The organism is Kribbella albertanoniae, assembly GCF_004348455.1.
GTDB classification, from domain to species: Bacteria; Actinomycetota; Actinomycetes; order Propionibacteriales; family Kribbellaceae; genus Kribbella; species Kribbella albertanoniae.
In genome coordinates this window covers 1-2,990 of record NZ_SMKA01000465.1, presented here as the reverse complement: position 1 = coordinate 2,990, position 2,990 = coordinate 1, and the positions used below count along the sequence as shown (strand labels likewise).

The following is a 2,990-nucleotide window of genomic DNA, read 5'->3' as shown; positions in this document are numbered from 1 at the left end:
ATAAGAGACAGTAGCCACCCTCACCACCCCGTAACCCCACCCTGTAAGCCACCACGCCTCAAGCCACCCACGCCATAAGTCCACCGGCGCCCGCGAGCTCACCGGCACCCGGCGAGTCGACCGGCGCCCGCCGCGTCCGCCAGCGACTGCGCGTCCACCGGTGCTTGCGAGGGCGACAGGGGTCCACCGGTGCCTGCGAGGGCGACAGGGGTCCGTCGGCGCCCGCGAGTGCACCAGCATCCGTCTGCGAGTGCACCGGTACCGCGCTCGCCGGCGCCTGCACGTCCGCCAGCGGCTGCGCGTCCACCGGTGGCCTTGCGGGTCCACCGGGAACGATCGCACGTCCGTCGGGGCGATCGGGCGATGCGCCCGCGCGGACCGCCACGCCATCACAACTGCACGGCAGCAGTTGCGTTCAGGCGTGGGGCGGTTGGGAGAACTTGGTTGTGATGGGCTGGGCGTCCGGGGTGTCCTGTCGGAACTGGGCGAAACGTGGTGGGGTTGCCAGAGCATCTACTGAATCCGTTGATGCGCAGTAAGCGGGTACTCACTACGGAGGTCGTCATGTCCGGTCGCCACCTGGCTTCGTCGTTCCAGCACGCCGGTGTGGCCTCGGCGTATGCGCACCGCCCGCCGTACCCCGCCGAGCTGTTCGACCTGCTGGAAAAGCTGATCGTCGAACCCAAAGCAGTGCTCGACATCGGGGCCGGCGACGGCGCGCTGGCCCGCCCCCTTGCCGAGCGGGTCGACCGGGTCGACGCGGTGGAAATCTCCGCAGCGATGGTGGATGCCGGACGTCGCCGCCCCGGCGGGCAAAGGAGCAACCTGGTGTGGCTGGTGGAGCCGGCCGAGCGGATGACCGCACGCGGGCCCTACGGCCTGGTCACCGCCGGCGCCAGCCTGCACTGGATGGACCCGACCACCACCTTGGCCGGGATCGAACGGCTCCTCGCGCCGAACGCCGTACTGGCCGTCGTCGACCAGCGATACCACCAACTTCCGTGGCGGGACGCGCTGGTCGAGGTGATCGTCGCGCACACCCGCAACTCGACGTACGACCCTGGTTTCTCACTCCCGGACGCGCTGGCCGAGCAAGGCCTGTTCGACATCCACGGCCGGTGCGAGACCGAGCCGGTGGAATTCACCCAACCGGCGCGCGACTACATCGAACAGTTTCACTCCACCGCATCGCTGGCCCGGGAGTTGATGTCGGCCGACGAAGCCGCCCGCTTCGACGACAAGGTGGCCGCGGTGGTCCGCGAGTACGAGCGGGACGGCCAGCTCAGCCTCCCCATCACCGCGTCGGTGGTCTGGGGACGGCCCACTCCAGCGGCTTTCACGGAGATCTGACACCCCGAGCACTGTCAGGACCAGGTACGCCTCACGTTGGCCTCGGTCTGCCAACGCGGAGGCTCGGCGAGTGGTGCCGGTGTATCGAGTGGCGGGGGACTGTCGGGGCCATCGGTTTCAGGCAGCACGGTAGGGACAGTCCGCACACCCGCTGCCAGCAGCAACCACAGCCCGTCAGCTCCAGCCATGCGGCCGAGCCGCTCGACCTCGTACACCTACCGGGGACCACGCACACGGGGTCTGGTGTCCACTGTCCCCAGTTGGTGACCGCGGTATCAACCAACGGCAGCCCGAGCGCCCGGGCGGGTTGCGGTCGCCGGCCTCGTCAGCACGTCAGCCACAGTCCTGCCCCGCCGAAGCTCCAGTCAGCTGAAACCGGCCGGGGGATCGCCGGAGGGGTGGGGCCGCGGCCGAGTCGAGCCACTTCGCGGGGGTTTGCAGACCTGGTTGGGGGCTTGAACAGGTTATTCCGTGTCTCGGCCCACCAGTTCCTGTTCACGCCCCCGGTAACTGCTCGCCTCGCCTCCACACCGAGGAGCCTGCCCCGGCCCTCGTGCGCGAACCCTCATCCGAGCGGACATCCGGTTCTCCTGTCCGATGTGTGGGTGATTGCCCGTCACAACGTCCGAAGATCCGGAGACCACGCCCTCGGATCCTTCGGACGTTAGCCCGGGCTGCGTTTACGTCCGATGATCCGGAGGGCGGGGTGTGCGGTTCCTTCGGACGTTAGCCCCGAGCTGGGAATAGCGTCCGACGATCCGGAGGCCGGGGTGTGCGGATCCTTCGGACGTTAGCCCCGAGTTGGGAATAGCGTCCGAGGATCCGGAGGGCGGGGTGTGCGGTTCTTTCGGACGTTGTGGGTACGGCGCTCTGCTGTCCGACGTGCAGGTGGGCGGGGTGTACTGCGGTCACGTGGTGGGGACCTGGGACATCTGGTCGGGTGTCCGGGGTCCCCAGTTGGTGTACGCGGTCGGCCGTTGGCTGGTTCTTGCGGGGGTTGGGGAGTTCTACCGGTCGTCTTCGGGGGGTACGACTCCCCAGCCATGCCGGACAGCCGTGTACAGCACCCCGACGAGTGCGATCTGCCTCAAACCACCGTGGCGGGTCAGCTGCAGACAGGCCCGCCATCCCGCCCAGCCAGGCACCCGCCCAGCCACATCTCCTCGGTAACGCCGGCCGCAGCGGCGAGCAACCACCGCCGGACGAGACCGGCCGCATCCCAGCGCACCGCCACCACCCCCCGCCGTACAAGAACCCACACATCCAGCAGAACAGCCGGATATCCCCTCAGTTGGGGGGTTGCACATCGATATTTTCAGTGGGCAACCCCCCAGGTGAGTGGGCAAGCCGCGTCGCGCGTTGAGGGCTGTACGCGGTTTGTCCGGCGAGGCAGTAACCAGTCGGGCGGCCGAACCGCGTACACCTAGTGGGGACTCCGGACACGCGATCAGATGTCCGAGGTCCCCAGCAGGTGACTGCAGTACACCCGACCCACCTGCACGCCGGCCAGCAGCCCGCCGTACCCGCGCCGTTTGATGGCTCCACCCACCGGGTGCGGGGTGCCCGCCCGAAATTCCGGGGTGGGAACCTCCCGTTTGGTGGGTGTACCCACGCGATGGGGGGCATGCCCACCAGACGGC

The 2,990-nt window shown here is 68.6% G+C and carries 2 protein-coding genes; one reads left to right on the top strand and one right to left on the bottom strand.

Features of this window, described 5'->3' with window-relative positions; translation table 11 throughout:
* Positions 1-564 precede the first annotated feature (564 nt).
* A complete protein-coding gene (locus E1261_RS44105) occupies positions 565-1,350 on the top strand; it encodes a class I SAM-dependent methyltransferase (protein WP_165952863.1) in 786 nt (261 codons plus the stop codon).
* 1,447 nt (positions 1,351-2,797) lie between these two features.
* Here the strand turns inward: E1261_RS44105 and E1261_RS46740 are convergent.
* On the bottom strand, positions 2,798-2,990 hold a 193-nt coding region (locus E1261_RS46740; protein WP_238176841.1), incomplete at its 5' end, for a hypothetical protein.

Coding starts and splice junctions, on each gene's coding strand:
- E1261_RS44105 (WP_165952863.1), top strand. CDS start 565: ATGTCCGGTCGCCACCTGGCTTCGTCGTTCCAGCACGCCGGTGTGGCC.